The sequence below is a fragment of the Stenotrophomonas sp. 24(2023) genome, from assembly GCF_030913365.1.
Taxonomy (GTDB): domain Bacteria; phylum Pseudomonadota; class Gammaproteobacteria; order Xanthomonadales; family Xanthomonadaceae; genus Stenotrophomonas.
The window spans coordinates 1937459-1960310 of record NZ_CP133160.1 but is presented as its reverse complement, the minus strand read 5'-3'; the positions used below and the strand labels follow the sequence as shown (position 1 = coordinate 1960310).

20 protein-coding genes are annotated in these 22852 nt (G+C 68.8%); 5 read left to right on the top strand and 15 right to left on the bottom strand.

Annotation, left to right across the window (positions count from 1 at the left end; all coding sequences use genetic code 11):
• The first annotated feature begins 1 nt into the window (after position 1).
• Positions 2–622: a thymidine kinase gene (locus tag Q9R17_RS08625; RefSeq protein WP_308158002.1), complete on the top strand. Its 621-nt coding sequence runs from the start codon at positions 2–4 to the stop codon at positions 620–622.
• Between the two features lie 582 nt (positions 623–1204).
• Here the strand turns inward: Q9R17_RS08625 and Q9R17_RS08620 are convergent.
• The 4 genes from Q9R17_RS08620 to Q9R17_RS08605 form a co-directional block, all read right to left on the bottom strand.
• Complete coding sequence (locus Q9R17_RS08620) at positions 1205–2806, bottom strand: glucan biosynthesis protein D (protein ID WP_308158001.1); 1602 nt, start codon at positions 2804–2806, stop codon at positions 1205–1207.
• Between the two features lie 117 nt (positions 2807–2923).
• Positions 2924–3736, bottom strand: coding sequence for a bifunctional DNA-formamidopyrimidine glycosylase/DNA-(apurinic or apyrimidinic site) lyase (mutM, locus tag Q9R17_RS08615; protein ID WP_308158000.1), 813 nt, complete (start codon positions 3734–3736; stop codon positions 2924–2926).
• Positions 3737–3758: 22 nt separating this feature from the next.
• The gene (locus tag Q9R17_RS08610; RefSeq protein WP_308157999.1) at positions 3759–4106 is read right to left on the bottom strand and encodes an EF-hand domain-containing protein; all 348 of its coding nucleotides are present in this window, start codon (positions 4104–4106) and stop codon (positions 3759–3761) included.
• Positions 4103–5305 carry a fatty acid desaturase gene (locus Q9R17_RS08605; protein ID WP_308157998.1) on the bottom strand — a complete coding sequence of 401 codons (1203 nt, stop codon included), beginning with the start codon at positions 5303–5305 and terminating at the stop codon, positions 4103–4105. The genes Q9R17_RS08610 and Q9R17_RS08605 overlap by 4 nt, the downstream gene beginning before the upstream one ends.
• A 158-nt stretch (positions 5306–5463) precedes the next feature.
• Here Q9R17_RS08605 and Q9R17_RS08600 point away from each other — a divergent pair, with 158 nt between their 5' ends.
• Positions 5464–6309 (top strand): ATP-binding cassette domain-containing protein, encoded by an 846-nt coding sequence (locus tag Q9R17_RS08600; protein ID WP_308157997.1) that lies wholly within the window; start codon positions 5464–5466, stop codon positions 6307–6309.
• A gap of 47 nt (positions 6310–6356) precedes the next feature.
• On the opposite strand, the gene Q9R17_RS08595 is transcribed toward Q9R17_RS08600, so the two are convergent.
• Both Q9R17_RS08595 and Q9R17_RS08590 read right to left on the bottom strand, forming a co-directional pair.
• Positions 6357–7583, bottom strand: a complete 1227-nt coding sequence (locus Q9R17_RS08595; RefSeq protein ID WP_308157996.1) for a DUF4785 domain-containing protein — start codon at positions 7581–7583, stop codon at positions 6357–6359.
• Between the two features lie 8 nt (positions 7584–7591).
• The gene (locus Q9R17_RS08590; protein WP_308157995.1) at positions 7592–8467 is read right to left on the bottom strand and encodes a hypothetical protein; all 876 of its coding nucleotides are present in this window, start codon (positions 8465–8467) and stop codon (positions 7592–7594) included.
• A gap of 259 nt (positions 8468–8726) precedes the next feature.
• On the opposite strand from Q9R17_RS08590, the gene Q9R17_RS08585 reads away from it, so the two are divergent.
• Positions 8727–9566, top strand: coding sequence for a phosphatase PAP2 family protein (locus Q9R17_RS08585; protein ID WP_308157994.1), 840 nt, complete (start codon positions 8727–8729; stop codon positions 9564–9566).
• Positions 9567–9669: 103 nt separating this feature from the next.
• Here Q9R17_RS08585 and Q9R17_RS08580 read toward each other — a convergent pair whose 3' ends face one another.
• A complete protein-coding gene (locus tag Q9R17_RS08580) occupies positions 9670–11937 on the bottom strand; it encodes a TonB-dependent receptor (protein WP_308157993.1) in 2268 nt (755 codons plus the stop codon).
• Between the two features lie 226 nt (positions 11938–12163).
• Here Q9R17_RS08580 and Q9R17_RS08575 point away from each other — a divergent pair, with 226 nt between their 5' ends.
• Positions 12164–13162, top strand: coding sequence for a patatin-like phospholipase family protein (locus Q9R17_RS08575; RefSeq protein WP_308157992.1), 999 nt, complete (start codon positions 12164–12166; stop codon positions 13160–13162).
• A 35-nt stretch (positions 13163–13197) separates the two neighbouring features.
• Here Q9R17_RS08575 and Q9R17_RS08570 read toward each other — a convergent pair whose 3' ends face one another.
• On the bottom strand, positions 13198–15207 hold the full coding sequence (locus Q9R17_RS08570) for a hypothetical protein (RefSeq protein WP_308157991.1): 2010 nt from the start codon (positions 15205–15207) through the stop codon (positions 13198–13200).
• A gap of 121 nt (positions 15208–15328) precedes the next feature.
• Complete coding sequence (locus tag Q9R17_RS08565; RefSeq protein ID WP_308157990.1) at positions 15329–15811, bottom strand: Lrp/AsnC family transcriptional regulator; 483 nt, start codon at positions 15809–15811, stop codon at positions 15329–15331.
• 125 nt (positions 15812–15936) lie between these two features.
• Here Q9R17_RS08565 and phhA point away from each other — a divergent pair, with 125 nt between their 5' ends.
• A complete protein-coding gene (phhA, locus tag Q9R17_RS08560) occupies positions 15937–16830 on the top strand; it encodes a phenylalanine 4-monooxygenase (protein WP_308157989.1) in 894 nt (297 codons plus the stop codon).
• A gap of 47 nt (positions 16831–16877) precedes the next feature.
• Here phhA and kduD read toward each other — a convergent pair whose 3' ends face one another.
• The 6 genes from kduD to Q9R17_RS08530 form a co-directional block, all read right to left on the bottom strand.
• Positions 16878–17633 (bottom strand): 2-dehydro-3-deoxy-D-gluconate 5-dehydrogenase KduD, encoded by a 756-nt coding sequence (gene kduD, locus Q9R17_RS08555; protein ID WP_308157988.1) that lies wholly within the window; start codon positions 17631–17633, stop codon positions 16878–16880.
• An 81-nt stretch (positions 17634–17714) separates the two neighbouring features.
• Positions 17715–18563 (bottom strand): 5-dehydro-4-deoxy-D-glucuronate isomerase, encoded by an 849-nt coding sequence (gene kduI, locus Q9R17_RS08550; protein WP_308157987.1) that lies wholly within the window; start codon positions 18561–18563, stop codon positions 17715–17717.
• 189 nt (positions 18564–18752) lie between these two features.
• On the bottom strand, positions 18753–19811 hold the full coding sequence (locus Q9R17_RS08545; protein WP_308157986.1) for a LacI family DNA-binding transcriptional regulator: 1059 nt from the start codon (positions 19809–19811) through the stop codon (positions 18753–18755).
• 174 nt (positions 19812–19985) lie between these two features.
• Positions 19986–21269, bottom strand: a complete 1284-nt coding sequence (locus Q9R17_RS08540) for a TRAP transporter large permease (RefSeq protein ID WP_308157985.1) — start codon at positions 21267–21269, stop codon at positions 19986–19988.
• 3 nt (positions 21270–21272) lie between these two features.
• Complete coding sequence (locus Q9R17_RS08535; RefSeq protein ID WP_308157984.1) at positions 21273–21806, bottom strand: TRAP transporter small permease; 534 nt, start codon at positions 21804–21806, stop codon at positions 21273–21275.
• A gap of 10 nt (positions 21807–21816) precedes the next feature.
• Positions 21817–22821: a TRAP transporter substrate-binding protein gene (locus tag Q9R17_RS08530; RefSeq protein WP_308157983.1), complete on the bottom strand. Its 1005-nt coding sequence runs from the start codon at positions 22819–22821 to the stop codon at positions 21817–21819.
• Between the last annotated feature and the right edge of the window lie 31 nt (positions 22822–22852).

Genomic DNA, 22852 nt, shown 5'->3' with positions numbered 1-22852 from the left:
GATGGCCAAGCTCTACTTCTACTATTCGGCGATGAACGCCGGCAAGACCACCACCCTGTTGCAGAGCGCGCACAATTACCGCGAGCGCGGCATGCGGGTGGCGATCCTGACCCCGCGCCTGGACGATCGTGCCGGCACCGGCGTGGTCGCCTCGCGGATCGGCCTGCGTGCCGAGGGCATGGCCTTCGACCGTGATACCGACCTGCAGCACTGGGTCGAGCAGGACCTGGCCGCCAACGGGCCAATGGGCTGCGTGCTGGTGGACGAGGCCCAGTTCCTGACCCGTGCCCAGGTCTGGCAGCTGAGTGAGGTCGTGGACCAGATGCGCATTCCGGTGCTGTGCTATGGCCTGCGCACCGACTTCCGCGGCGAACTGTTCGAGGGCAGCCAGTACCTGCTGGCCTGGGCCGATGAGATGCAGGAGATCAAGACCATCTGCCACAGCGGCAAGAAGGCCACCATGACCGTGCGCGTGGACGAGCATGGCCATGCCGTGCAGGACGGCCCGCAGGTGGAGATCGGTGGCAACGAGCGCTATGTGTCGGTCAGCCGTGCCGAGTTCAAGAAGATCACCCGCGGTGAAGGGCGGATCGACCCGGCGCAGGCGCCCCTGCCGTTGTAGGGGGCCTTTTGCAGGGCTGCGCCCTGCACCTGCTTCTCAAGCCAGGGCGACGGCAACGTCAAAAGCGGGCTATCCGTGGGATGGCGGGGCACTGTGGGTTTGCGGGGACGCCGTAAACCCATCCATGGGGGCTTGGTCGCCGCTTGCTCGTGTGCGCTGTCCTGCGCACACGGCAAGACCGGGGTTGGGCGTCCTGCCCAACCCGCCCGAGGCATGCCTCGGGCCCATGCGGCTCACACCCCGCAAACCCACAGTGCCCCGCCTTCGACAGTTGGCCGGTAGATCCACGCCATGCGTGGATGCTTTTCGATGAATTCTCGAAATATTCGATTTCGATTGGCATTGATCCACGCATGGCGTGGATCTACAACAGATCGCGGGAAACTGTCGAAGGCGGGGTGGGTCCGGTTACGGGGGCGTGAGCGCCATGGATGGCTCGACCGAGCCTACAGGGACGTATTCACGGCGTCCCCCGCAACCGGACCCACCCCGCCATCCCGCGGATCGCCCGCCTTTGACGTTGCCCTGGCTTGAAGCCTCTGCAGGTGCAGGGCTGCAAGCCCTGCAACCCCTCCCCCCCTCTCAGTACAGCGTGCGCTCGGGAGCGCCCGCCGCCGGCGGACTGTATTGGTACAGCCAGGTCTCGGTCAGCGTCTTGCCGCCGCTGCGCAGGTACAGGCGGATATCGATCTGGTCGGTGCTGTTGTCCGGCGGCACCAGGTCGAACATGGCGCGGTAGCCCTTGATCTCGCGCAGCGGGCGCGCCGAGACGATCTCCACGCGGCCACGGCTGGCTTCCACCACCGCCTCCACCTCGGCCTTGTCGATCAGCCCGGCCAGCTCGCCGCCCTCGAAATCGACCGCAAAGCGCCAGCTGAAATACTCACGCTTCTTGCCCACCACGCCGCCCAGGCCGGTGCGGCTGGCCACGCAATGCGCCAGCGGCGGGCGGGCCGGCGGCTCGGCGCCCCAGTACAGGCGGTAGCCGATCAGCAGTTCCTGCCCGGCGGCCGGCTTTTCCTTGGGGTTCCAGAAGGCAACGATGTTGTCGAAGGTCTCATCGACGGTGGGAATCTCCACCAGCTGCACCGATCCCTCACCCCACTCGCCCTTCGGCTCCACCCACAGGCACGGGCGCTTCTCGTAGAACACGCCGTCGTCCTGGTAGTGATCGAAGTTGCGGTCGCGCTGCAGCAGGCCGAACCCGCGCGGGTTGCGGTCCACGAACATGTTGAAGCGCAGGTGCGCCGGGTTGCACAACGGGCGCCAGATCCATTCGCCGGCCCCGGTCCACATCGACAGGCCATCGGTGTCGTGGATTTCCGGACGCCAGTCCCAGGCCATGCGGCGGTCGTTCTCGCCCACCTGGTACATGCTGGTGCACGGGGCGATGCCCAGGCGCTCGATGGTGGTGCGCGGGTACAGCGCGCTGTCGATGTCCATCAGCAGCACGTCGCCATTGGTGATGGCGAAGCGGTAGGCACCGGTCACGCTGGGCGAGTCCAGCAGGGCATACACCACCAGCGTGTTGGAATCGGCCGCCGGCTGTTCCAGGTAGTAGCTGATGAAATCGGGGAATTCCTCCGGCTTGCCCATGCCGGTATCGATCGCCAGGCCACGCGCGGACTGGCCGTACTGGCCTTCCTTGCCGACGGCGCGGAAGTAGCTGGCGCCGAGGAAGGCAGCGAAATCGCGGTCGGTGTCCTTGCGGGTGTTCAGCCGGAACCCGGCAAAACCCAGGTCGGCCGGCAGCTGGCTGCCCTTGATGCCGCTCTTGCCGTAATCGAACGCCGCGCCGTCATAGGCCAGTTCCTGCGCCTTGCCGTCGACCACGTCGTACATGCGCACCGGCGAATGGAAGTACAGGCCCAGGTGGAAGAACTTGGCCTGGAACTTGCCGGGCTGGTCGGCCCACAGCGCATGGTCCTGGCGGTAGCTGATGGACTGGTACTGGTCCCAGTCCAGCGCTTCCACCGGCCCGGGCAGGGTCCGCTTGTGGGTCTTGTACGGGGCCTGCGACAGCGCGCGGGCCTGGCCCTTGAGGATGGCGAAATCGAACGGCTGCGGCTGGCCAAGGCGGCGCAAACCGAGCTGGCGGTTGGCCGCGGCACAGGCCGGCAATGCCGGCATGCCGATGGCAGCCAGGGCCAGGGAGGCGTTGCGGAGGAAGTCGCGTCGTTGCATGCGGGCGCCAAGGGCACAGGGAGGGCCGGACATCATAGGCAGACAAACGTTAACAGGCAGCGGTGATCGCGCCGGCCCGTTCAGCCAGCGCTGGCCGCCGCCTGGCCCGGTGCCCGCTCAGCGCTGGCAGTGACTGCACCAGACGCTGGCACGCTGGCCGATCACCGCGTGCTTGAGCAGCCGCCCGCAGGACGGGCACGGCTGGCCATCACGGCCGTACACCGACAGCTCCTGCTCGAAGTAGCCCGGTGCGCCGTCGGGGCTGATGAAATCGCGCAGGGTGGTGCCGCCGCGGGTGATGGCATAACCCAGGATGGCCTTCACCGCATCGGCCAGGCGCTGGTAGCGCTCGCGCGAGACCTTGCCCGCCTCGCGCAGCGGGCTGATGCCGGCCTTGAACAGGCTTTCGGCGGCGTAGATGTTGCCCACGCCCACCACCACCGCCTGGTCCATCAGGAAGGTCTTCACCGGGGCGCTGCGGCCACGGCTGCGGGCAAACAGGTAGTCACCGTCGAAGACAGCGTCCAGGGGCTCCGGGCCCAGCCCCTGCAGCAGCGGATGGACTTCCCCGGCCGGTTGCCAGAGCAGGCTGCCGAAGCGGCGCGGATCGTTGAAGCGCAGCAGGCGGCCATTGTCCAGGCTGATGTCCACGTGGTCGTGGCTGCGCAGCGGGGTATCACCGGGCAGCACGCGCAGGCTGCCGGACATGCCCAGGTGCAGCACCGCGCTGCCGATGGCGGTATCCAGCAGCAGGTACTTGGCGCGCCGGCGGATGTCCTCGATGCGCTGCCCCGGCAGCAGTTCGGCCACTTCCGGCGGAATCGGCCAGCGCAGGTCGGCACGGCGCAGGATCACCCCATGCACGCGGCGGCCCTGCAGGTGCGGGGCCAGGCCACGGCGGGTGGTTTCTACTTCGGGGAGTTCGGGCATGGGGGAATTCTACGCCGGCCAATCACCGCGGCGGCGCGGCCAGCTCGCGCGCATCCAGATAACCATCGCCGTTGGCATCCTGCGTGTGGAAGCGGGCCACCAGCACCTGCTGCTGGTGCGCGCGGCTGATCGCCCTGCCCTTGCCACCGGGCAGCTCATCGGCCGTCAGCACGCCATCACCGTTGCGGTCCATGCGGTCGAAGGCGTACAGCATCCACTGCACGTACTCGGCCTGGCTGATGCGCCCATCGCCGTCGGCGTCCATGCGCTGCAGGTAGTGGGCGGTGGTATCGACGGGGGCGGGGCTGACCTGCGCATGCGCGGCCGGCACCAGGGCGGCGGCCACGCACAGCCCCCACGGCAGCCTCATCGGGTGACCAGGGTGTAGCCCTTCAACCGCGCGGCGTAGGCCTGCAACGCCGCCACGCCGCTTTCCTCGGCTTCGCGGCACCAGGCCTGCAGCTGACGCAGGCGCTCGGCGGCATCGTTGCCGCGTGCTTCCAGCAGGCCGGCCAAGCGGGCGCGATGCTCCACCAGCAGGCGGATGCGCGGGCGCTGCTCGACCCAGCTGCTCAGTTCGGCACGGCAGGCCGGCTTCAGCCAGCGGCCATCGTTGACCAGGCCGCGGCGCAGCCGGCGTGGCAGCAGCTTGCGCAGCTTGGCCCCGGCCTGGGCCGCCTCTTCGCGCAGCGCCGGCACGAACACGTTGCGCTGGTAATCGGTCATGGCCTGGAAGCGGTGCGACAGCAGCGCCCTGAGCGTGTCCGCATCAGGCACGCTGATGTTCGGGCGCACGTCCATGCTCGGTGCCACGCGCAGCACCGTGGCCAGGCGCAGCGCGCGCAGCAGGCGGATGGCATTCCAGCCGATGTCGAATTCCCAGCGGCGCATCGAGAAACGGGCCGAGCTGGGGAACGCGTGATGGTTGTTGTGCAGTTCTTCGCCCCCGATCCAGAACGCCCAGGGCGTGAGGTTGGTGGAGGTGTCGGCCGATTCGAAGTTGCGGTAGCCCCACCAGTGGCCCAGGCCATTGACCACGCCGGCGGCCCAGAACGGAATCCACGCCATCTGGATCGCCCACAGGGCCACGCCGGGCAGGCCGAACAGCACGGCATCGATCGCCAGCAGCAGGACCGGCCCGAGGGTCGCGTAGGGTGTGTACAGGTGGCGCTCGATCCAGTCCTCCGGTGCCCCGCGGCCGTACTGTTCGATGTCCGCACGCTGGGTGCGTGCTTCGCGGTACAGCTCCACGCCGCGCCAGAACACCCGGCCGATGCCCTTGGTCACCGGGCTGTGCGGGTCATCCTCGGTTTCCACCTTGGCGTGGTGCTTGCGGTGGATGGCCACCCACTCGCGGGTGATCATCGAGGTGGTCAGCCAGACCCAGAAGCGGAAGAAGTGCGCCAGCACCGGGTGGAAATCCACGCCACGGTGCGCCTGGCTGCGGTGCAGGTACAGCGTCACCGCGAAGATGGTGAGCTGGGTGAACACCAGCAGCACCAGCAGCATCCCCCACCAGCCGAGGCCGGCGATGCCGCCGGTCAGGTACGCGATCAAGGCATCGGACATGGGAGCAGTCTCCTGGCGGTGCGGGCAACGGGCGGCCGCCCTGCCCGGCGCGATCCCGCGGCGGTTGGACGGTGATGGCAGACATGATGGGCGCTTGCGTTGCAAACTGCATCCCTGCGCCACCGTATCGGCCATTCCGTTCAGTTGGGGACCCCACGTTGTCGAGCCTGAATCCGCGCATTACCCCCGCCGCGCCGTCGACCGACGGCCTGCCCCCGTTGATCGAGCTGGACCGCGCCACCGTGGTGCGCGGCCAGGTGAAGGTGCTGCACGGGCTCAGCCTGCGCATCGCCCAGGGCCAGCACACCGCCCTGCTCGGCCCGAACGGCTGCGGCAAGTCGACCTTCATCAAGCTGATCACCCGCGAGCTGTACCCGCTGGCACAGACCGACGGCAGCGTGGCGGTGAAGGTGCTGGGCCAGAACCGCTGGCAGGTGGACCGGCTGCGGTCGCAGCTGGGCATCGTCACCGGCGACCTGAGCAGCAACCTGTCGGACATGCCGGGACTGACCGTGGAACAGGCGGTACTGTCCGGTTTTTTCGCCAGCTACGTGGTGCCGGCCTTCCGCGAGATCACCGCGGACATGCTCGCACGTGTGGGGGAAACCCTGGCCCTGACCGGCGCCACCGCCCTGCGCGCCCGCGCTTATGCCGAGCTGTCGGCCGGCGAGACCCGCCGCGTGCTGATCGCCCGCGCCCTGGTCAACCGGCCGCAGGCGCTGCTGCTGGATGAACCCTCGACCGGCCTGGACCTGGTGGCACGGCAGCAGCTGGTGGCCACCATGCGGCGGTTGGCGCAGGAGGGCATCACCCTGGTGCTGGTGACCCACCACATCGAGGAAGTGATCCCGGAAATCGAGCGCGTCGTGCTGCTGCGCGACGGCCGCGTGCTGGCCGATGGCAACCGCGACGCACTGCTGTGCGATGCCCCGCTGTCGGCCGTGTTTGGTGGTCCGATCACGGTGGTCGAGCACGACGGGCGGCTGACGGCCTACGCCGGTTGAGGCCAGACAGCAGGGCCGCCTGACGGCGACCCTGCCTGGGCGTGCTTTCAGAAGCGCAGGGCCTGCCCGCGCGATTCGATCGGCGCCATCCGGCTCTGGTCCTGCAGCTGCAGGTGGCGCAGTTCGTAGGGCGCGCCATAACCGGACGGCAGCGCCGCCTGGTCGAACGGCAGCACCAGCTCGCCGCGCCCGGCATGTCCGAACCAGGCCGCAGCATGCGCCTGTGCCACCGGCCGCAGCTGGCCATCGCCGGCCGTGGCGTACAGCGTGCCGCGTGCCTCATAGCGCCCGGCGGCGGCCACCTGGACCGGCAGGGCCACCCGCCGCGTGCCGGCATCCGCCGTGGCCTGCCCGGCAAAACGGGCCGTGGGCCGGGCCACGGCGAAGGCCACCTTGCCATCGCGCAGCACGCCATCGGCCTGGGTGAACACCTGCAGTTCCCACAACCCCTGCACCGCGCCGGAATCCGCCGGAATCTGCACCTGCGCCGACAAGCCGCCGTTGGCGCCCGGGCGCAACGCCTGCGGCCAGGTGCGCCCGTCGGGGGCCACCAGCAGCGCCTGCCCGCCCAGCGAACGCCGCCGGCTGGCCAATGCCGTGGCACGGGCACGCTCGTCGGCCAGGGTCACCTGTACCGGCAGGCGCTCGCCGGCCAGCACCTGCATGCGGCCGGGCTGCACCTGCAGCCGCACCGGGCTGTCCGGTTCCAGCACCTGCACGACATAGCGCCCCTGTGCCTGTGCGCTCTGCAGCCGGTAGGCCCCCGCCGGTGAATCGGCACCGGTGCGCAGCATCGTGCTGCCGGTGGTGACCGGCATGCCGGCTGCCTGCAGGTCGGCCGCCTCCACCGCGCGTGCCTGCCCCACCCGCCCGGCGGGATCGCGCACCTGCAGCTGGCTGGCCGGCAGGGCGCGTGCGTCCGGTGCCGGGCTCAGCTGGATCACCGCATCCGGTGCGGTCAGTGGCAAGTCCAGCCCGCGCTGCAGCGCCGCGCCATCGACCTGCTGCCAGTAACTGCGGCTGACATCGGTGAAGGGCACGCCCGCCGTCACCGGCTGTGCCGGGTCCAGCGCCCAGGCGAACGCCAGCGGCTGGCGCTCATCGTTGCCATCGGCCGGCAGCGGCGCGTTCACCAGTGCCGCCGGTACCTGGTCACCCGCACGGCTGGCCTGCAACGGCTGCGCGGCCTGCACGGATGCGGCATGCAGCGCCACCAGCAGGGCAAGGGCCGACAGCGCGGGGATCGTCTTGATCAGGATCAGGGTCATCGTCATCGCCTCCGTCACTGGGCCAGGTCGTTGCGCAGGATGCCGCCCAGGCCGAAGCATTCGCGGCGGCTCTGGTTGTGGCTCAGCGGTTTGCCGTTCTGCGTGCGCTGGGTATCGGTGAACCAGGTGCTGCCGGCGGCACGCTGGCTGCTGCAGTTGAGGAAGCCATCGGAGCAGCTGTCCAGCCAGTTCTGGGTGAATTCCAGGCCGACGTTCTGCGCGTAGCCACCGCAGTAGTTGCTGCTGTTCCAGGGCGCGGATTCGACATCGCTGCCGACCACCGCGCGGAACGGCCGGGGCAGGGCCGGGCGCCCGGCGGTGCCGTACAGGTTCTGCGCGTTGTAGGTGGCCATGTGCCCGACCTGCTGCATGCGCACCGCATCGGTGCTGAAGCCCAGCAGCCACCCCAGCGAGGTTTCGAAGGTGTTGCCGTTGATCACCGCATCGGCCAGCGGCGTGCCGGCCGAGGACGGCGCCAGTGCATTGACCTTGCGCACGGTGGCGATGATCTTCGGGTAGCGGCTGTCGTAGGTCGGGTTGGACAGGATCCAGCGCATCACGTTGCCCCCGTTGGAGTGGGTGATGACCACCAGCTGGGTGATGCCGCGGGCGTTGATGAAGCTGGTCAGCTGGCCGGCCAGGCAGCCGGCGGCCTCCGGCTTCCACATGTACTGGTTGAAGTCACAGTTGATGACCGTGTAGTTGGCGCTGTTGGGCAGGCCCTGGCGCACGGTATCGATGATGGCCGGCTGCCAGTAGTCCTGCGTGGCATTGGTCTGGGCGCCGGTGCCATGCACGAAGGCCACGCCGACCACGTCGGCCCCCCATGCAGGGCCTGCGGCCAGCGACAACAGCAGGGCAGCGGTACTTCCTGTTGCGGTGATGCGCATCGCCTTCCTCCCTTCCTGGTCCGATCCCCCCCGGTCCGGCACGACAGCTGGGCCCGCCTGCAGCCCTGGCCCGATGCTCGGCGGCCGCACATGTGAAAGTCCGTGCGCTGGGCCTGCAAAACGGAGGATCGCGCTGGTTGATGACCGCTTCCGGTGCGGCCGGTGACCATGCAGGGTCTGGCCGCATGACCGATGGCGCCTGCACGAGCGGTCGCAGGCTGCGATCATGACGCCCTGTTTCCGTTGCCGTGAGTCCACCATGACCGCCCTTTCCCGTTCGCCACGCCCGCTGCTGGGCCTGGCCGTCACCGCCCTGCTGGCCGGCTGCGCTGCCACGGCGGCCAAGCCGACCGCCGTGGAGGCCAATGTCACCACCAAGGCCGTGGGCTACCTGGACAAGAGCGCCGTGCCGGCCAGCCTGGCCCTGGTGCCGGCACCACCCGCAGCGGGTTCGGCCGGTTTCGCGCTGGACGAACAGGTCAGCCGCGAAGCCCGTGCCCTGCGCGGCACGCCGCGCTTCGCCCAGGCCACCCGCGATGCCGAGCTGGGCTTCCCGGCCGGCGCCAACCAGTTCTCCTGCGCGATCGACGTGGATGTCGATGCGGTGAAGACCCCTGCGCTGTACCGCCTGCTGGAACGCAGCCGCATCGATGCCAGCGCCGGCACCAAGGCGGCCAAGAACCACTACCAGCGCGCACGGCCGTTCATGGTCAACAACGAACCGACCTGCACCCCGGATGATGAGGACGGGCTGCGCAGGAATGGTTCCTACCCCTCCGGCCATACCTCCATCGGCTGGGCGTGGGCGCTGATCCTGTCGGAGATCGCGCCTGATCGCGCCGACGCCATCCAGGCCCGTGGCCGCAACTACGGCGAGAGCCGCCTGGTGTGCAACGTGCACTGGCAGAGCGACATCCTGGAAGGCCGCTTCATGGGCGCCGCCGTGGTCGCACGCCTGCACGACAACGCCGGCTTCCAGAAGGACCTGCTGGAAGCACGCCGGGAGATCGCGGCCGCACGCAAGGCTGGCCTGCACGCCAGCCGCGACTGCGCCGCCGAGGAAGCGGTGCTGAAGGTACGCCCGCAAAGCGCGCTGTAATCCCGCGCCGCTGCGCTCGCCGGGCCATGCCCGGTGGGCCCGGAAAAACAGAAGGGCCGGCATTGCGCCGGCCCTTCTTCATTGCATCACACCTGCAACCGCATCAGAACTTCGCGGTGAATTCCACGCCGAACGTGCGCGGCTCGTTGAGGAAGCCGGTCAGGTTGTTGAAGTCGATCGCGCCGACCACGCGGGTCTGGTTGGTCAGGTTGCGACCGAACACGGCAGCGTCGTACTTGCCATAGGCCCAGTTGTAGCCCACGCGCAGGCCGCCTTCCAGCGACGAACGGCCACGGAACTCCGGCGAGTTGTACAGGAAGAAGTTCACTTCACTGCGGTAGGCCCAGTCGGTGTAGGCGTAGATCTCGCTGGCATCGTTCACCGGGAAGCCGGCGCGCAGGGTCAGGTTGTGGATCCACTTCGGCGCCTGCGGCAACGGGTTGCCGTTGACCAGGGCGAAGGTCTGGCCGTTGATGACCGTGGTCGGGTCGGTCACGGTGCAGCCGCCGCCACAGATCGCCACCGCCAGGTTCTTGTCCTTGATCTCGGTGTCGTTGTAGCTGCTGCCCAGGGTCAGCAGCACGTGGTCGGTCAGGTAGGCTTCCAGGTCCAGCTCGAAGCCCTGGCCCAGGGTCTTGTCGGCGTTGAGCAGGCGCGCGGTGTTGTTGGTGCCGCCCACGGCGATCAGCTGCTGGCCGTCGACGTTGTAGCGGAACACGTTGAAGCCCAGGCGCGCGCGGCGGTCGAACAGGTCGGCCTTGATGCCGGCTTCATAGGAGATCACCTTCTCCGAATCGGCCTGGGTCACGCCGCCGAAGGCCAGGCGGCCCTGGATCGACGGCGCACGGAAGCCCTTGGCCACGCGGGCGTAGGCGTTGATGTTGTCGGTGATCTGGTAGACGCCGCTCAGGTCCCAGCTGACATCGTTCACATCGGTGTTGGCCAGGTACGGGCCGCTGACCGGGGTACCGAACGGCACGGCCTGCAGCACGCTGGCCGAGAAGTCCTTCTTGTCCTGGGTGTAGCGCAGGCCGCCACGCAGCTTGAAGCGCTCGGTCACGGCGAAATCACCGGACACGAAGGCGGCCCAGGCCTTGTTGCGCTGCTGCTGCACGACATGGCCGGTCTGCGGGTTGCCCGGGGTCAGCGAGTCGTAGTTGAAGTTGTCGATGGTGACGTCTTCATCGAAGTAGAACAGGCCGGCCTGCCAGTTCATGCGGCCCCAGTCGTTGGATTCCACGCGGAATTCCTGGGTCCACTGGCGGTGGTGCGGCAGGCCGTCGGCCGATTCGGCCGAGAACGGGATGAGGCCGGGGCCGGACTTGCCCGGGCCGAGGAAGGCGGCGCCGTAGCCACCGTCGATGTCGCCGCGGTTGAGCGATTCGGCGGTTTCATAGCCGGTGATCGAGTGCAGCGTCACCGAGCCCAGGTTCCACTTCAGGCGTGCACTGCCACCCCAGGTGTCCAGGTGCGAGAAGTTCACGCCGTCGGTGGACACGCTGTCGCGGTCGAAGTTCTGCACCAGCGCGTTGGTGCCCGGCTGGATGATGTTGGCGCGGAACAGGCGCGCGGTGCCGTTGAGCTTGCGCTTGTGCAGGTTGAACAGTGCTTCCAGCTCGTCGCCTTCGTACAGGAACTGCACGCGGCCGGCCGATTCGTCATAGCCCTCGAAGCCCTGGCTCGGCGCGTTGGCCACGGTGTTGTTCACGTAGTTGTCGCGGCGCTGGTACAGGCCCGACACGCGTGCCGACCAGCGGCTGGTCAGCGGGCCACCATAGGCGGCCTGCACGTTCCAGGTGTCATAGGTGCCGTAGGACATCTTCACGTAGCCGTCGGCGTCCTGCGACGGGCGGGCCGAATCGAACTTGACCACGCCGGCCGGGGTGTTGCGGCCGAACAGGGTGCCCTGCGGGCCACGCAGCACTTCCACGCCGGCCAGGTCGAACAGCGGGAAGCCCTTCAGCAGCGGGCTTTCCTGCACCACGTCGTCGAACACCAGCGACACCGGCTGCGAGGCATTGAGGTCGAAATCGGTGTTGCCCAGGCCGCGGATGTAGAAGCGCGGGAAGGCACGGCCGTAGGACGACTCGATGTTGAGGCTGGGCACGCGCGCGGACAGGAAGCGGATGTCATCGCCGGCCGAACCCAGCACGTCCAGCTTCTCACCCTGGATGGCGGTGATCGCCACCGGCACGTCCTTGGCGTTCTCCACGCGGCGCTGCGCGGTCACCTTCAGGGTGTCCAGGGCCACCGGGTCCTTGGCGGACGGGGCTTCCTGGGCGGCTGCGGCCAGCGGCAGCAGGGCGGAAAGCGCGAAAACGAGGGGGTGCACGACCGGGGTGCGGCCGTGGGCAGGGCGGTTCGGGGACATGGCGGTAGGCTGTGTTGGGAGGGGTGGTGGAACGGCGCTACCAGATAATTGTTGCAATACAGCACGCTGGCCGCAATTACCTTGCGTTCAGCGCGGCCGGCGCAGGGGCGCCCTGCCCGCCCATCGGCCCGGCTGAATGGGGAATTCGCCCGCCCTGCCCGCCCCCTTGGCGCTTCGGTATGCTGGCGCCCTTTCCCGATGCCCGCGCCGCGAGCGCACCGTGCCGATGAGCCTGTTCCGCCCCCGTGTGTTGCTGTCCGTCGCCCTGCTCGGCCTGCTGGCCGGTTGCGGTGGCGAAGCCGTGCGGCCGACGCCGCCACCCGCGCCGACCGTGGTGCCGCCACCGCAGGCCAAGCCGGTGAAGATCGGCATCGCCCTGGGCGGCGGTGCGGCCAAGGGCTTTGCCCACATCGGCGTGATCAAGATGCTGGAAGCCAACGGCTTCGAACCGGTGGTGGTCTCCGGTACCAGCGCCGGCAGCGTGGTCGGCGCGCTGTACGCCAGCGGCATGGACGCCTTCCAGATGCAGTCCAAGGCCGTGGCCCTGGACGAGGCCAGCATCCGCGACGTGCGCCTGTTCTCCGGCGGGCTGGTGCAGGGCCAGAAGCTGCAGGACTACGTCAACGAACAGGTCGGCAACCGTTCGGCCGAGAAGCTGAAGAAGCCCTTCGCTGCGGTGGCCACCAACCTGGAAACCGGCGAACGCGCCGTCTTCGTGCGCGGCAACGTCGGCCAGGCGGTGCGCGCGTCCAGCAGCATTCCCGGCGTGTTCGAGCCGGTGAAGATCGGCAAGTCCAGCTTCGTCGATGGCGGCGTGGTCAGCCCGGTGCCGGTGGATGCCGCGCGCCAGCTCGGTGCCGAGTTCGTCATCGCCGTGGATATCTCCAGCAAGGCCAGCGGCAAGACGCCGGTGGGCATGCTCGGCATCGTCAACCAGTCCATCGCCATCATGGGCCAGCGCCTGGGCGAGCAGGAACTGGGCCGCGCCGACATCGTGATCCGGCCGAAGGTGCTGGATATCGGTGCTGCCGATTTCAGCCAGCGGGGCACCGCGATCCTGGAAGGCGAAAAGGCCGCCATGGCCGCCATGCCGCAGATCCGCGCGAAGATCGCGCAGATCCAGAAGGCGCGCGCGGCAGCACTGGCACCGCCGCCGCCGGCCGCGCCCCAGTGCGAGGAAGCCTCGCGCCTGGGCAAGCTGATGGGCCGCAAGGACAAGTGCTGAGCTGAACCCGGCCGGGCCTGGGCCGGGCCCGGCACTCAGCGCCGCGGTGCGGCCGGGGCGCTGGCCTGCCGGCGCTGCTGGCGGCGCGTGTCCTGCGCCTGCCCATGGCGCTGCGCGCTGCGCTGCAGCTGTTCCATCGCATCACCCGGCAGCCACAGCTGCGCGCTGGCACGGGTCATGGCCAGGTAGGCCGCACGCACCGGGCTGTGCAGCGCGCGCGGGTCATGGCCGCTGTCGAAGCAGCACGGTGCCATCGCGACCGTGGTGAACTGCAGGTTCTTCGCGTGCTGGGCCAGGCACAGCACGACGGTGGCCTGCGCCGCATCGACCAGCTGTGCCAGCAGGCGCTCCAGCGCGGCGGCATCGAAACCACTGGCAAACAACCCGGGCACGTCGGCCAGGCCACGCTGCGTGCAGGCCTGCGCGAAGCTCTCCCAGCGCTGCGCGGGGCCACCGTCGCGCGCGCTGCGCCAGGCATCGATCGGCCCATGCACGTCGCGCAGCAGTGCCTGACGCGAGGCCGGGTGCAGGTGCACGCGGGCCCCGCGCGCGACCAGCTGCGCCATTTCCTGCAGCAGGCGCCACAGGCTGCCATACACGCGCGCGTGCCCTGCCGGCACCGCTGCCCAGTCGCGGTAGCGGCGCACTCCGGTGGCACGGTCGCTGGCGCCCATGAACGGCGTGCTGTCCCCGTCCAGGACATCCAGCGCCAGCGACTGGTTCACCAGCGTGTCCACCTGGCTGCCCTGGCGCACCGACTGGTGCATCTCCAGTACCTTGGCCGCCGACCAGCGCATGCTGCGGCCCACCAGCCGCTGGTGCGGATCGCCCAGGCTCACCACGCCCGGCCCGTGCGTGGCCAGCAGCTGCTTCCACGCCGGGCTGAGGTCGTGCGCTTCATCGACCAGCACCATGCCCAGCGACACCGGCAACGGCACACCGCGCAGGCCCAGCCACTTGCCGATATGGCCGACGGTCAGGCTCAGGCAGCCGCCCTTCTGCACGGCCGGGTCGAACATGCAGCGCCACACCTGCTCGGCGGCCGCCAGGAACGGGGCCGCCTCGATCAGCGCTGCCGGCAGCGAGCGCTGGAAATGCCAGGGCTGCAGCGCAGGCGCCGAGGAGGCGCACCAGCGCCCGATGCCTTCCAGCGCGATCATCAGCACCTGGTCGGGCCGGCGCGCGCCGATGCCGGCCACGCCGATCCGCGCGGCAATCTCGCGCAGGCTCAGCGTGCTCTGCCGGTAGGTCGGCACGAAACCGGCAGTCAGGCCCTTGCCGGCGGCATGGCGGGCGATGACGTTGGCGAATTCGATCTGGGTCAGCAGGCGCGCGCCGGCATCGGCCGGCAGGCGTGCACGGAACGCCTCCACCTGCCCACGCGAGGGTGCCACGTAGGTATAGCGGCCCGGCCGCGCGTCCATCAGCGCCAGCACCAGATGGCCCTTGCCGGTCCCGGCGTAGCCTTCCAGGTCGATCAGTTCCTCCGGGTTGGCGGCGATCGCGCGCAGCACCCGGGCCTGTTCGCTGGTGAAGCGCCCGCTGTGCACGGTGGCACGCGCGGTGTCACCGGTGGCGGCCTCTGCGGCGTCCTCATCGCCTTCGGCCAGCGAGGTGGCCGGGAAATGCACCTCGTGCTCGCCCAGCGTGACCTGGCAGGCGGCCTGGAAGTCGGCCCCGGGGTAAGCCCGGGGCGAGACCGCCAGCGCCGAAGCCATCACCTCGTCCGGGGCCAGCAGCAGCGGCTGCATCGCCAGTTCGCCCAGCCACGCATCCACGCTGTCGGTGTCCTTCCCGCGCAGCGCCGCCAGCTGGGCAGCGGCTGCACTGCCGTCATCGGCGGCGAACAACGCGCAGCCATCGTGCAGCAGGCGCTGCACGGCAGCCGGTGGTTGCGGCTGGCCCCGGCACAGCAGTGCGGCCAGCAGCCCGGCCTGTTCCAGCGGTGCCTCGGGCACGCTGCCCTCGGCCAGGTAACGGGCCAGGCTGCGCACGCGCAACGGCAGGAACACGGGAGACGGGACGGGAAGCGGGGTATCGGTCATGCCGGAAGCCAGTAAGGGGCACTGCAGTGCCTCTTGCTGGAAGCCACCGCGGGCCACGATGCTCGGCCAGCGCGCGCGCGGCGTCAAACCCGGCCGCCCTGCCCTGCGCCGTGCGCGCTGCTCAGCCCAGCTGCGACAGCGGCAGCGCGCCGAACGCCTTCACCGTGCGCAGCACGAAGCTGGAATTCACGTCGGCCACGCCAGCGGCGTTCAGCAGCTTGTCCAGCAGGAAGCTGGAGAAGTGTTCCAGGTCGCGCACGTAGATATGCAGCAGGTAATCCATGTCGCCGGTCAACGCGTGGCAGGCGACCACCTCGTCCCAGCCCTGCACGCTGTCGGCGAAGCGGCCGATCGCGGCCTGGTCGTGCTTTTCCAGCTGCACGCGCACGAAGGCCTGCAGGCCCAGGCCGATGTGGCGCGGTTCCAGCTGCGCCCCATAACCGGCAATGACGCCCTCGCCTTCCAGCCGCTGCAGGCGGCGCAGGCAGGCCGAGGGGGACAGGTTCACCCGCGCGGCCAGTTCGGCGTTGGTGGCGCGCCCGTGGCGCTGGATTTCCGCCAGCAGGCGTAGATCCGTGCGGTCAAACTGGACTTCACCGGCCATTGCTGCCCTGCAACAGAGTCTTGACGCAAGGATATTGCGCCAGAAAGCGGCCTGCGTGCAACTTTGCAACCCTGTTGCGCGGCCCCTGCCCTAGCATGGTTGCTCACCCGCCACGGAGCGTTCCCATGGACCTTGCCCAACCCCGCCGCGTCGAACACCAGCAGACCGACAAGGGGTATGTGCCGGTCTATACCACCGCCGTGGTGGAGCAGCCGTGGGACAGCTACACCGCCGACGACCACACCACCTGGAAGATCCTTTACGAGCGCCAGCGCGCGCTGCTGGTCGGCCGCGCCTGCCAGGAATTCCTGGATGCGCAGGACGCGATGGGCATGAACGCCGAACGCATCCCGCGCTTCGATGAGCTCAACGAAGCGCTGCAGGCCACCACCGGCTGGACGCTGGTCGGCGTGGAAGGCCTGCTGCCGGAACTGGATTTCTTCGACCACCTGGCCAACCGCCGCTTCCCGGTGACCTGGTGGATCCGCCGCCCGGACCAGATCGACTACATCGCCGAGCCGGACATGTTCCATGACCTGTTCGGCCACGTGCCGCTGCTGATGAACCCGGTCTTCGCCGACTACATGCAGGCCTACGGCCGTGGCGGCGTGAAGGCCCATGGCATCGGCCCGGATGCGCTGCAGAACCTGACCCGCCTGTACTGGTACACGGTGGAGTTCGGCCTGATCAACACCGCCGACGGCCTGCGCATCTACGGCGCCGGCATCGTCTCGTCCAAGGGCGAATCGCTGTACTCGCTGGAATCGGCCGCCCCCAACCGCATCGGCTTCGACCTGCAGCGGATCATGCGTACGAAGTACCGCATCGACACCTTCCAGAAGACCTACTTCGTCATCGACAGCTTCGAGCAGCTGATGCAGGCGACCTCGCCGGACTTCACCCCGATCTACGCCGCCCTGGCCGACCAGGCGCACCTGCCGGCCGGTGAGGTGCAGGCCGACGACCGCGTGTTCCAGAAAGGCACGGGTGAAGGCTGGGCCGACGGCGGGGACGTGTAAGCAGGCAACGTCCAGCGGTGCGGGCAGACCCGCACCGCTGGCCGTGTTTACCGCGCCAGCCAGCCCCCATCGACCGGCAGCACGGCGCCGTTGACGTAGTCCGACGCCGAGGACGCCAGGAACACCGCCGCCCCCCCGAGGTCTTCCGGCGTGCCCCAGCGCGCAGCCGGAATGCGGTCCAGGATCGCCCGGCTGCGGTCTTCATCGGCACGCAGCGCGGCGGTGTTGTCGGTGGCCATGTAACCCGGCGCGATCGCATTGATGTTCACGCCCTTGCCCGCCCACTCGTTGGCCAGCAGGCGGGTGATGCCGGCGATGCCGCTCTTGCTGGCGGTGTAGGACGGCACGCGGATACCGCCCTGGAAGGACAGCATCGAGGCGATGTTGATGATCTTGCCGCGGCCCTGCGCGATGAAATGGCGGCCGGCCGCCTGCGAGATGAAGAACGCGGACTTGATGTTGACGTTCATCACGTCGTCCCAGTCCTGTTCGCTGAAATCCACCGCATCGGCGCGACGGATCAGGCCGGCGTTGTTGACCAGGATGTCCAGGCCACCCAGGCCTTCGATGGTTTCGCGCACCACGCGCTCCACCGGTTCGATGCTGATCAGGTTGGCTTCGATGGCCAGGCAGCGGCGGCCCAGCGCCGTGATCTTCTCGATCGTTTCGGTGGGCGGGGCGATGCCGGCCACGGCGACGTCGGCGCCGGCGGCGGCCAGTGCCACCGCGATGCCCTGGCCCAGGCCGGTGTTGGCACCGGTAACCAGAGCGACCTTGCCTTCCAGGCTGAAGGGATTAGCCATTGCGTATGCGTTCCTTGGTAGAAGCGGGCGGGGAAGCGTGCACGCGGGCAGCGGCGCAGCGCGCCGGCGCCCGCGCAGGGCTCACTTGAGCTGGCAGATGTCCAGCACGTGCATGTCGGTGTAATCCAGGTTCTCGCCACCCATCGCCCAGATGAAGGCGTAGTTGCTGGTACCGGCCCCCATGTGGATCGACCACGGCGGCGAGACCACCGCTTCGTTGTTCTGGATGACGATGTGGCGCTGCGCGTCCGGTTCGCCCATGAAGTGGTAGACGCGGTCGTTGTCGCCCAGGTCGAAGTAGAAATAGACCTCGCTGCGGCGGTCATGCAGGTGCGGCGGCATGGTGTTCCAGACGCTGCCCGGCTTGAGCACGGTCAGGCCCAGCAGCAGCTGCGAGGACGGGCAGGTGGCCGGCACGATGTACTGGTAGATGGTGCGCTCGTTGCTGGTTTCCAGCGCGCCACGGTCCAGCGCCACCGCGTCCTTGATCGACAGCTGCTTGGTCGCAAAGCGTGCATGGGCCGGCGTGGAGGCCAGGTAGAACAGGGCAGGGCTGGTGGCATCGAGCGAGGCAAACACCACCTCGGCACTGCCCATGGCCACGTACAGGCCATCCTTCGGCCCCAGGGTATAGACGGTGCCATCGACCGTGACGGTACCGGTGCCACCGCCGACGTTGATCACGCCCAGTTCGCGGCGCTCCAGGAACGGATGGCCGGCGGCCGAGGCCGGCTCGGTCTGCGCCGGCAGCGCCAGCGGTGCCTCCAGCGGTGCGGCGCCGCCGATCACGAAGCGCTCGTAGTGGGTGTACTTCAGCGTCACCGTGCCGGCGTTGAACAGGCCATCAAGCAGGTACAGGTCGCGCAGCTGGTCGTTGCTGGCGCCCTTGATGGCATCGGGATGGGTGGCGTAGTGGGTCTTGCAGTACATGGCTTCTCCAGAGCAGGGGGCGGGCCGTGGATGCGGCCCTGGCACGGTGCGCGCTCCATTCTAGCCACATTGGTAAACCGGTGTCATTTTGCGGTGCAGGACACTGCCGGCGGACCGGCAGTGGGTGAAATCAGGGAAAAGAAGCCGCAGGCAGGCATCCGGCCTGCCCGGGGATCGCCCCGTTCGCGATCAATCCTCCGGCGGCTGGCAGGAATCGCGCACGATCAGGTGCGGGCGCACGCTGGCGATCTGCAGCGGTGCCTGGCCGTCGGGCTGGATCAGCATCGCCGCGGCGGTGCGGCCGGTATCGCGGGTGTGGCGGCGCACCGAGGTCAGCGGCGGCCACAGGCGCGAGGCCAGCGGGCTGTCGTCGTAGCCGATGATCGACAGCTGGCGCGGAATGCTGATGCCCGAGCGCAGCGCGACCTTGTACACACCGGCAGCCATTTCATCGTTGCCGGTGAAGATGGCGGTCGGCCGCTGCTTGCCCAGCAGCAGCTTTTCCGCAGCAGCCACGCCGGATTCGAAGGTATAGCCTGCTTCGATGATGCGTTCCTTCGGCAGCTCGATGCCGCGCTTGGCCAGGGCCTCGAGGAAGCCGGCGGTGCGCTCGTGCGCCGAACGGTAGACGCTGGGGCCGGTGATCAGCGCGATGTCGCGGTGGCCGAGCGAAAGCAGGTAGTCGGCCGCCTCGGCTGCGCCGTCGCGGTCGTGGGTGACCACCATCTGCGAGCTCTCATCCAGCGGCAGGGCCGCCACGCGGGTGAAGCGGCAGCCGATCTCGTCGAGCATGTCCGCCAGCGCCTGGTCTTCCGATGCGCGCGGCACCAGGATCACCCCGTGCAGCTTCTGCTGCTGCACGAAGCGGCGCACGCCATCGATGTAGCCCGGGCTGCGGCTGTCGCACGGGTGGACCACCAGCTCGTAGCTGGAGCCGCGCAGCGCATCCAGCGCGCCGTACTGCATGTCCACGATGTACTGCGCGGTGGGGTTGTCGTAGACCATGCCGATCAGGAAGGAACGGCGGAACGCCAGGCCGCGCGCCAGCGGGTCGGGCGCATAGCCCACCTCGCGCATCAACGCTTCCACCTTGTCACGCGTGTCCTTGCGCACCAGCGGTGAGTTGTTGATGATTCTTGAAACCGTTTTCTTGGAGACTCCCGACAGTCGCGCGATGTCGTTGATCGTGGCGGCCTTGCCCTTGGCCAACGCCGGCGGGGCGGCCGTGTTCTTGTTGCGCACTGACATGTTTTGAACCAGGTAGGGGATTCCAGCCGCGCGCCCGTCTAGCGCGCGGAAGCGGGGGAGCGCCGCACAGGCCACCGGGACCGGCGGCCTGCCGGGACCGGCGCTGTCGCGCCGACCATAGTGTGAGGGTAACCCGAAGCGCGCATCTGAACGCATGCCCTGCCGGCGCCCGGGTCAGCCGCGCAGCACCCCCGGCAGCCACAGCGACAGGGCCGGGAAGAAGGTCACCACCAGCAGCACCCCAAGCGCGGCGAACCAGAACGGCCAGATGGTGCGCATGCTCTGGCCCACGCTGATCTTGCCGATGGCCGTGCCGATGAACAGCACCGAGCCCACCGGCGGGGTGACCAGGCCCAGCCCGCCGGTCAGCACCAGCACCAGGCCGAAGTGGATCGGGTCGATGCCATAGGCACGCGCCACCGGCAGGAAAATCGGCGTGCAGATCAGGATCATCGGCGCCAGGTCCATGAAGGTGCCCAGCAGCAGCAGCATGACCACGATCATCAGCAGCACCATGAACTGGCTGTGGGCGAAGGACTGCAGGAAATCGACCGCGGCGGTGGGTACCTGCAGGTAGGCCAGCAGCCAGCCGAACACCGCGGCGGTGGCGATCACGAACAGGATCACGCCGGTACTGCGTGCCGCGTGCACCACCGTTTCCATGAACACCCGCCAGGCCAGCTGGCGGTACAGCACGCTGGTCACCAGCAGGGCGTACACCACGGCGATGGCCGCGCTTTCCACGGCGGTGAAGATGCCGGCGCGGATGCCGACGAAGATCAGCGCCACCAGCCCCAGGCCGGGCAGGGCCGCCACCAGCCGCAGCAACACCGCACGCAGGCCCGGGAAGGCCTCCACGCCGTAGCCACGACGGCGCGCGACCACATAGCCGGTGACCATCAGCGCCACGGTCATCAGCAGCGCCGGCACGATGCCCGCGGCGAACAGGTCGGCGATGGACAGCCCACCACCGGCAGCGGCCGAGAACAGGATCAGGTTGTGCGAGGGCGGTACCAGCAGCGCCACCAGTGCGGCGGTGATGCTGACGTTGACCGCGAAGTCACGGTCGTAGCCACGCTTGACCATCTGCGGGATCATCGTGCCGCCCACTGCCGAGACATCGGCGATGGCCGAACCGGACACGCCGCCGAAGAACAGCGAGGACAGGATCGAGACCTGGCCCAGACCACCGCGCAGGCGGCCCACCAGCGACGAGGCCAGTGCGATGAGCCGTTCGGAGATGCCACCGCGCATCATGATTTCGCCGGCGAAGATGAACAGTGGAATGGCGATCAGCGATGCCGAGCCGGTGCCGGCCGAGACCTGCTGCACCAGCACGATGCCGGGAATATCCAGGTAGAACAGGGTGGCCAGCGCCGCCGCCGCCAGCGCATAGGCCACCGGTACGCCCAGCAGCAGCAGCACGGCGAATACGGTGAACAGAAGGGTGATGCCCATGGCTCAACGGTCTCCTTCGACAGCATCGGCGTGGTCGCTGGCGCACGTCCAGCTGCACCACGCGTGGTTCAGTGCGAACAGCACCATCAGCGCGCCGCCCACCGCCAGTGGCAGGTAGTTGATGCTCTGCGGCAGCGCGGCGCCGGCGGTCTTGATGTGCAGGCCGTCGTGCAGCAGCTGCCATGACCACACCGCCAGGGCCAGGCCCAGCACGGCGATCACCAGCTGACCCAGCACGTCCACGGCGCGGCGCAGCGCCGGGCCCATGTAGGCGGCCAGCAGGAAGAAGCCGAAATGGCGCCGGGTATGCACGCCGCAGGCTGCCCCCAGGCTCATCGCCGTGCTCAGCAGCAGCAGGGTGACCGGCTCGGTCCAGCTGGGGGAATCGTTGACCACGTAGCGGGCGAACACCTGCCAGCCCTGTACCACCACCAGGCCGAGCAGGGCGACGACCGCGATGTGGATGGCCAGGGCGGCGATGCGATCGAGCAGGCGCTGGGCAGGACCGGCGGTTGCTGGCGTTGTTGTCTGCGTCATGGCGAGGTCCTCAGGCGGTGGCGCGGATGCGGGCGACCAGCGCGGCCAGGTCCGGCTGCTGCAGGTACTGCCGCAGCAGCGGCTGGGCCGCGGCGCGGAAGGCAGGCATGTCCACCGCGTTGGCCTTCACCCCGTAGGCGAGTACGGCGCGGCGCGCAGCTTCTTCGGAGGCATCCCATCGTTCACGCATCACCTGTACCGACGCACGGGCGGTGTCCAGCAGCAGGCGGCGGTCGCTGGGCTGCAGCTGTTCGAAGCTGGCCCGTGACATCAGCAGCACGTCCGGTGCATAGGAATGGTCGCTCTGCGACCAGTAGTGCGCGGCCTCGAAATGGCGGCTGGAATGGAAACTGCGCATGTTGTTTTCCGCACCGTCGATCATGTGCGTTTCCATGCCCGAGAACGTATCGCCCAGCGACATCGGGGTCGGATTGGCACCCAGCAGACGCATCAGCTGGATGAAGATGTCCGAGGAGGCCACCCGCAGCTTCAGCCCATGCAGGTCGCGCGGCTGCACGATGGGGTGCTTGGTGTTGTAGAAGCAGCGTGCGCCTGAATCGTAGATCGCCAGCCCGACCAGGTCGCGCTGCTCGAAGCTGTCCAGCACGGCATCGGCCAGGCCGGCATCAAGCGCGGCACGCTGGTGCGCCACCGATTCGAACACATACGGCAGGCACAGCGCCTGGGTCAGCGGAAACGCATTGTTGAGTGCACCGGCATAGACGCGGGTGATGTCGATGGCGCCGAAGCGGGCCATGTCGATCGCTTCCGATTCACGGCCAAGCTGGCCGGAATGGTACTGGCGCAGGCGCAACCGGCCGCCGGTCTGGCGTTCAAGGGTTTCGCCGATCCACTTCACCGCGGTGACGGTGGGGTAGTCGGCCACATGCACATCGGTGGCGGTCAGCAGCTGTCCGCCGGCGATGGCAGGGCCCGTGCCACGGCCGCAGGCCGCCAGCATCGGGGTGGCCAGGGCAGCGGCGCTGCCGGCCAGGAAGTGTCGTCGTGTGATCATCTGCGCCCTCCCGCGCGTGCTCACCAAGGGA

Coding starts and splice junctions, on each gene's coding strand:
- Q9R17_RS08625 (WP_308158002.1), top strand. CDS start 2: ATGGCCAAGCTCTACTTCTACTATTCGGCGATGAACGCCGGCAAGACC.
- Q9R17_RS08620 (WP_308158001.1), bottom strand. CDS start 2,806: ATGCAACGACGCGACTTCCTCCGCAACGCCTCCCTGGCCCTGGCTGCC.
- mutM (WP_308158000.1), bottom strand. CDS start 3,736: ATGCCCGAACTCCCCGAAGTAGAAACCACCCGCCGTGGCCTGGCCCCG.
- Q9R17_RS08610 (WP_308157999.1), bottom strand. CDS start 4,106: ATGAGGCTGCCGTGGGGGCTGTGCGTGGCCGCCGCCCTGGTGCCGGCC.
- Q9R17_RS08605 (WP_308157998.1), bottom strand. CDS start 5,305: ATGTCCGATGCCTTGATCGCGTACCTGACCGGCGGCATCGCCGGCCTC.
- Q9R17_RS08595 (WP_308157996.1), bottom strand. CDS start 7,583: ATGACGATGACCCTGATCCTGATCAAGACGATCCCCGCGCTGTCGGCC.
- Q9R17_RS08590 (WP_308157995.1), bottom strand. CDS start 8,467: ATGCGCATCACCGCAACAGGAAGTACCGCTGCCCTGCTGTTGTCGCTG.
- Q9R17_RS08585 (WP_308157994.1), top strand. CDS start 8,727: ATGACCGCCCTTTCCCGTTCGCCACGCCCGCTGCTGGGCCTGGCCGTC.
- Q9R17_RS08580 (WP_308157993.1), bottom strand. CDS start 11,937: ATGTCCCCGAACCGCCCTGCCCACGGCCGCACCCCGGTCGTGCACCCC.
- Q9R17_RS08575 (WP_308157992.1), top strand. CDS start 12,164: ATGAGCCTGTTCCGCCCCCGTGTGTTGCTGTCCGTCGCCCTGCTCGGC.
- Q9R17_RS08570 (WP_308157991.1), bottom strand. CDS start 15,207: ATGACCGATACCCCGCTTCCCGTCCCGTCTCCCGTGTTCCTGCCGTTG.
- Q9R17_RS08565 (WP_308157990.1), bottom strand. CDS start 15,811: ATGGCCGGTGAAGTCCAGTTTGACCGCACGGATCTACGCCTGCTGGCG.
- phhA (WP_308157989.1), top strand. CDS start 15,937: ATGGACCTTGCCCAACCCCGCCGCGTCGAACACCAGCAGACCGACAAG.
- kduD (WP_308157988.1), bottom strand. CDS start 17,633: ATGGCTAATCCCTTCAGCCTGGAAGGCAAGGTCGCTCTGGTTACCGGT.
- kduI (WP_308157987.1), bottom strand. CDS start 18,563: ATGTACTGCAAGACCCACTACGCCACCCATCCCGATGCCATCAAGGGC.
- Q9R17_RS08545 (WP_308157986.1), bottom strand. CDS start 19,811: ATGTCAGTGCGCAACAAGAACACGGCCGCCCCGCCGGCGTTGGCCAAG.
- Q9R17_RS08540 (WP_308157985.1), bottom strand. CDS start 21,269: ATGGGCATCACCCTTCTGTTCACCGTATTCGCCGTGCTGCTGCTGCTG.
- Q9R17_RS08535 (WP_308157984.1), bottom strand. CDS start 21,806: ATGACGCAGACAACAACGCCAGCAACCGCCGGTCCTGCCCAGCGCCTG.
- Q9R17_RS08530 (WP_308157983.1), bottom strand. CDS start 22,821: ATGATCACACGACGACACTTCCTGGCCGGCAGCGCCGCTGCCCTGGCC.